The 5,886-nt window shown below is 53.5% G+C and carries 4 protein-coding genes; 1 reads left to right on the top strand and 3 read right to left on the bottom strand.

Features of this window, described 5'->3' with window-relative positions:
- The first annotated feature begins 179 nt into the window (after window positions 1-179).
- Window positions 180-575, top strand: coding sequence for a DUF1573 domain-containing protein (locus H5U02_13455; protein ID MBC7343429.1), 396 nt, complete (start codon window positions 180-182; stop codon window positions 573-575).
- A 33-nt stretch (window positions 576-608) separates the two neighbouring features.
- On the opposite strand, the gene disA is transcribed toward H5U02_13455, so the two are convergent.
- From disA to H5U02_13440, 3 genes are all read right to left on the bottom strand, one after another.
- Window positions 609-1,679, bottom strand: a complete 1,071-nt coding sequence (gene disA / locus H5U02_13450; GenBank protein MBC7343428.1) for a DNA integrity scanning protein DisA — start codon at window positions 1,677-1,679, stop codon at window positions 609-611.
- A 36-nt stretch (window positions 1,680-1,715) separates the two neighbouring features.
- Window positions 1,716-3,119: a DNA repair protein RadA gene (gene radA / locus H5U02_13445; GenBank protein MBC7343427.1), complete on the bottom strand. Its 1,404-nt coding sequence runs from the start codon at window positions 3,117-3,119 to the stop codon at window positions 1,716-1,718.
- 62 nt (window positions 3,120-3,181) lie between these two features.
- The gene (locus H5U02_13440) at window positions 3,182-5,707 is read right to left on the bottom strand and encodes an ATP-dependent Clp protease ATP-binding subunit (GenBank protein MBC7343426.1); all 2,526 of its coding nucleotides are present in this window, start codon (window positions 5,705-5,707) and stop codon (window positions 3,182-3,184) included.
- Between the last annotated feature and the right edge of the window lie 179 nt (window positions 5,708-5,886).

The following is a 5,886-nucleotide window of genomic DNA, read 5'->3' as shown; positions in this document are numbered from 1 at the left end:
ACAATGGGAAATCCCACGATTATTTTACACTAAGAACTGAATCGATCGTTAGGTCCTTTGGGCTTGACCTCCAGGCAAGCCAAGTTAAAATTGACAGGACAAGTTGTGGGTATCTATAATTAAACTGTACCTATCACGGAGCATACCTGGCCCCAATCCGCACAAAGGAGGAAAGGTCCGTGAAAGCCACCGTCTGTGACGAGTTTCAACATAACGTCCGCGAGTCTACCTGGCGCCATTATAGCATTCTTGATATTATCTCTAAATCCCAAGAAGCGTCAGCCCATTTGAACCGAGCCATTGTTAAAGCTGCTACCAGTTGCGGTTGTCTGCAGATCCAAGCCGAGCGCCAGCCATTTCCCACCAACGTATCCTTTCGGGAACTGAAGAACTTGCTTGACAACCACGTTCGCGGCTCCCTTTGCCCCGAATGTCGCGAAGCTATAGAGACTGAGATAGGAGAAGCCCTCTTCTATTTGGCCGCCATCTGCAATACCTTAGACCTCAGCCTCCAGGATATCATGAGCAAAGAAAATGAAAGATTAAACTGCTTGGGGATTTTTAGCCTGGCATAAACACGTGAGCCGATCGTGAAAGGTAGCCAGTAATTAGCTGTAGTGCTCCAGCAATACTTGCTCGCGCAATTTGGCGAGCCCTTCTTTTATGGCCTTGGCCCGGATTTCCCCAATGCCATCCACCGCATCTAAAGCTTCCACCGTAGCCTCTACGATCCGGGGCAAAGTGCCAAAAGCAGCAACCAAATTCTCTATTACTGCCATGGGCAGGCGAGGGATCTTTCGTAAGACCCGATAACCCCGAGGTGTAACCGGTTGTTCCAAAGCTGCCAGGGTACCTCCAAAACCCATGATGCGACTTATAACTAGCGGTTCCAGGATTTCCTCTGGAGAACACTGATTCAGCTGTTTGCGTACCTGTTCCCACGCCCGTTCCCCGCCAGCCACGAAATAATCCCTAATAACTAGCTCCCCTTCTTCCCTCAACCCCCCGGTCATCTCCTCCAGCTGCAAGGTCACCAGGCGACTCTCATTTCCCAGCTGGATTATGTAGAAATCAATCTCATCCATCACCCTGCCAATCATCTCTACCCTTTGAATTACCTTTACCACATCGTGCGCGGTAACTGCCTCCTCGAACTCCAGAACTGTAAGAGTGTTGAGAAACTTATCTAGCACCCGCCGATATTTCTCCAGAGCTTGCAACGCCTCATTGGCCCGCGCCAGTATTAGTCCTGTATCTCGAACTACATACTTGAATGGTCCTTGATAGAGAGTGATGATGCTGCGGCGTTGGGAAATGGCTATGACAATTGCACCGGTTTGGCGGGCCACTCGCTCCGCAGTGCGGTGGCGAATGCCAGTCTCCTGGGATGGGATAACTGCCTGAGGCACCAAATGTACGTTAGCTCTAAGAATCCTTTGCCCATCACCGGATACAAGAATGGCCCCGTCCATTTTGGACAATTCATAGAGGCCGGTAGCGGTAAGCTCCGCATTGAGCTCAAACCCGCCTTCAGCAATTTCCCTAATCTCCGGACTATCACCGATAACAATCAAAGCGCCAGTGCGACCGCGCAAGATATTATCCAATCCCTCGCGAATAACAGTACCAGGAGCAACTAGGCGCAATGCCTGAAGGAACTTATCTGGTACCTCCTTCATCTTGTCTATCTAACCTTCCCCTCTTTAAACCAAATATCACCCGGTAAATACCGCCTCCATGGCCTCGCGTACCGAATTCACGCCTACTACCTGCATACCCTGATAACGGGATTGGTCTTCTACGTGGCCTAGGCGGGCTACGTTGCGGGCTGGAAGCACGATCCGGTGAAAGCCCAACCGATAAGCTTCCTGCAGCCGTTGCAAAGGCCGACTTATGGCCCGAACCTCTCCGGTAAGGCCCACCTCCCCACATACCACGGTCTGATTATCGCAAGGTACATTTCGAAAACTTGAGGCCACAGCCAAGCAGATGCCTAAGTCCGCAGCCGGTTCCTCAGTTCTTATTCCTCCGGCTACGTTGACATAAACGTCATAACTGCCGAGATTCAAGCCCGTCTTTTTTTCAAGCACAGCGATTAACAGTATAGCCCGACCAACATCAACCCCGCTGGCCAGCCGGCGGGGATTCCCATAAGTTGTACTGGTAACCAAAGCCTGAACTTCCAGCAGTACCGGTCGGGTACCTTCTAAGCTAGCAACTACAACTGAGCCGGTTGCTCCTACCGGTCGCTGGGCCAAAAACAATTCTGATGGGTTAGCAACTTCAACCAAGCCCCCGTCCTGCATTTCAAATACCCCAATTTCATTGGTGGAACCAAAGCGATTCTTGATGGCCCGCAGGATCCGAAAAGCATGATGTCGCTCCCCTTCCAAATATAGGACAGCGTCTACCACATGCTCCAATACCCGCGGACCAGCTAGTATTCCCTCCTTAGTAACGTGCCCAACCAGAAACACCGCCGTTCCGCTAGCCTTGGCCGCACAAACTATCTGGGCTGCACACTCCCGAACTTGGCTTACGCTCCCCGGGGCTGTCTCCAACTCAGAGCTGTAGACCGTTTGTACTGAATCCACTATCGCTACCACAGGCTTAAACTCGTGAATATGGCTGATAACGTTTTCGACCTGGGTTTCGCTAACCAGGTATAGATTTGGTTGAACAGCGCCCAGCCGCTCGGCTCGTATTCTCACTTGCCGCACCGATTCTTCCGCCGATATGTACAGCACCCTGGCATTCCGTCTGCCGCCACTTAAAGACCGGCTCAGGTTGCTGGCAGTCTGAAGCAGCAGGGTGGACTTGCCGATACCGGGATCTCCGCCTACCAGTACCACTGATCCCGGTACCAATCCACCTCCCAAAACCCGGTCCAGTTCTCCCATGCCGGTAGGGTAACGCTGGTCAGCCTCACTAGTTACCTCCACAATGGATACAGGAGGGTCGACTCTAGGGGACATACCAGTTTCTTTGCGGCCTTTCTTGGTTGTATTTAAGACTTCCTCTACCATGGTGTTCCAGGCCCCGCAATTAGGGCAGCGCCCCACCCACTTGGGTGACTCTTGACCGCACTCTTGGCAGAAAAACCGAGTATGACCCCCCACAGTCTCCCTCCTACCCTATGCCGTCCTAAGCGCAATTATGCGAAGCTTGCCAGAACGCTAGTTTACTTTTTGTCAAGCTCAATCTTACCATCCACACCGCGAGCCCAAACGGTATCGCCTTCAGTGAACTTGCCATCGATCATGCCCTCCGACAGTGGGTCCTCAATCAGCCTCTGAATGGCCCTCCGCAGGGGTCGCGCCCCGAAGTTTTCATCGAACCCCTCAGCAACCAGGATGTCCTTGGCGCTCTCGTCAACTTCCAGCGTAATGTTGCTTTCCTGCAACCGCTTGGCAAACTGTCCTAGCATCAGATCTACAATCTTACGAATGTGATCCCGATCAAGAGGATGGAAGACAATGATTTCATCCACCCGGTTCAGAAACTCAGGACGAAAAGTGCGCCGTAAATCGTCCATCACTTTTTCCTTCATAGCCTCGTATCGATCCTTGGCTTCCTGGCGCCCGAATCCCATGGTAGCTTCGCGTCGCAGAGTGCTGAGGCCAACATTGGAGGTCATGATTACCACCGTATTGCGGAAATCGACCGTACGCCCTTTGGCGTCAGTTAGGCGACCATCCTCAAGGATCTGGAGCAAGATGTTAAAAACGTCGGGATGGGCCTTTTCAATCTCGTCGAACAGGACTACGCTATAGGGCCGCCGCCGCACCGCCTCGGTAAGCTGGCCAGCTTCCTCATAACCAACATACCCTGGAGGTGCTCCCACCATTCGGGAGACGGTATGCTTCTCCATATACTCCGACATATCCAGTCGGATCATCGCTTCCTCGTCTCCGAACAGGGCTTCGGCCAGAGCTCGGGCCAGCTCAGTCTTACCCACACCAGTAGGGCCAAGGAAGATAAATGAGCCTACCGGGCGCTTCGGGTCTTTTAAGCCGGCTCTAGCGCGCCGCACCGCTTTGGCAACCGCGCTCACTGCTTCATCCTGACCGATGACCCGCTTATGCAAAACCTCCTCTAGATGAACTAAACGCTCACTCTCCTCCTGGGCCAGCTTCGATACCGGAATGCCAGTCCAGGTGGATACTACATCAGCGATATCTTCGGCCGTAACGACGGAATCTTCGCGTCCCTTTTCTCGTTCCCACTGGGATTTGGACTCCTCCAGTTTCTTCTTTAGCTCGCGCTCCTGATCCCGCAACGTGGCCGCCTTTTCAAATTCCTGGGCGTTGATGGCCGCTTCCTTTTCCTTTTGTATTTCTTCCAAGCGGCTCTCCAATTCTTTGACCCCAGGAGGTGCGGTATAAGTGCGCAGCCTCACGCGGGAAGCCGCTTCATCAATCAGATCAATAGCCTTATCGGGAAGAAAGCGATCAGTAATGTAACGATCCGATAGTGAAGCCGCAGCCTCGATCGCTTCATCGGTAATCTTGACCCGGTGATGAGCCTCATAGCGATCCCTAAGTCCATGCAGGATAGCAACTGTCTCTTCCCGAGTGGGCTCATCCACCATGATGGGCTGGAAGCGCCGCTCTAAGGCCGCATCTTTTTCCACATACTTGCGATATTCATCCAGGGTAGTAGCACCAATGCACTGCAGTTCTCCCCTGGCCAGGGCCGGCTTTAGGATGTTGGCAGCATCAATAGCCCCTTCGGCAGCGCCGGCCCCAACGATGGTGTGCATTTCATCAATAAATAGGATAATGTTACCGGCCGAACGGATATCGTTTAGGACCGCCTTCAGACGTTCCTCAAATTCTCCCCGGTATTTGGATCCAGCTACAAGCCCAGACATATCTAGGGAAACGACTCGTTTATCCGCTAACGTTTCCGGTACCTGGTTTTGGGCAATCCGCTGAGCTAGGCCCTCGACAATGGCAGTCTTCCCGACCCCTGGGTCGCCAACCAAAACAGGGTTGTTCTTGGTTCGACGGCTCAGGATCTGGATGACCCGCTCAATTTCCCGCTCTCGGCCCACAACCGGGTCCAGCTTATCTTCTTTGGCCAGCGCTGTGAGGTCAGTCCCAAATTGGTCTAAAGCCCGGGTAGTTCCACGGCGACCTGTCTTAACCGCCGCTTGCCCTTCAGCGCCTCCTGGTCCCCCACCAATCTGGAAACCTCCTCCCGGCATAGCCCCAAACATAAGCGGCCAGATGCCGCCAAGGCTCGGCCCGCCGCCACCTGCAGCCGGCCCAAAGGTGCCGCCCAGTAAAGATATCACTTGCTCTCTAATCTTTTCCGGGCTGACCCCTAGGCTAGACAAGATCTGGGCAGCTATCCCTTCTCCCTCCCGCAGGATGCCAAGCAAAATATGCTCAGTGCCGATGTAATTTACTCCCTGCCGCCTGGCTTCTTCATTGGCTAGCTCCAGCGCTCGCTTAGCTCTGGGCGAAAGTTCTGGTATACCGCCTAAGGCGTGGCCTGGCTTAGTGGCCCTCATCACTTCTTCCCTAACTTGTTTCAGATTCAATCCCAAGTTTTGCAAAGCCTGGGCCCCGACCCCTTCTCCTTCAGCCAAAAGGCCTAATAGCAGGTGCTCGGTGCCTACCACAGGATGCCCAAGACGCTGGGCTTCTTCTCTTGCTAATTCTAAAACTCGATGCGCTCTTTCGGTAAAGCGGTTAGCCATAATTTACACCCCCGTTTTTGTGTACGATGCTTCCGAAACATTTCTCATGCCGGGGCGCTGGCGCCGGCTCCACATGGGCTCGCCAGCGATCCGTATGGCTCCCCCTCGCCCTTCGGCGGGGTTCCCGGCCAATTCGACCTCCTGTCTCAAGAGGCCGGCCTCGGACGTCCTGTCCTCGG

The sequence above is a fragment of the Clostridia bacterium genome, assembly GCA_014360065.1.
Taxonomy (GTDB): Bacteria; Bacillota; DSM-521; order Neomoorellales; family JACIYF01; genus JACIYF01.
The sequence above is the reverse complement of the archived record's forward strand: the minus strand, read 5'-3'. Positions and strand labels throughout refer to the sequence as shown.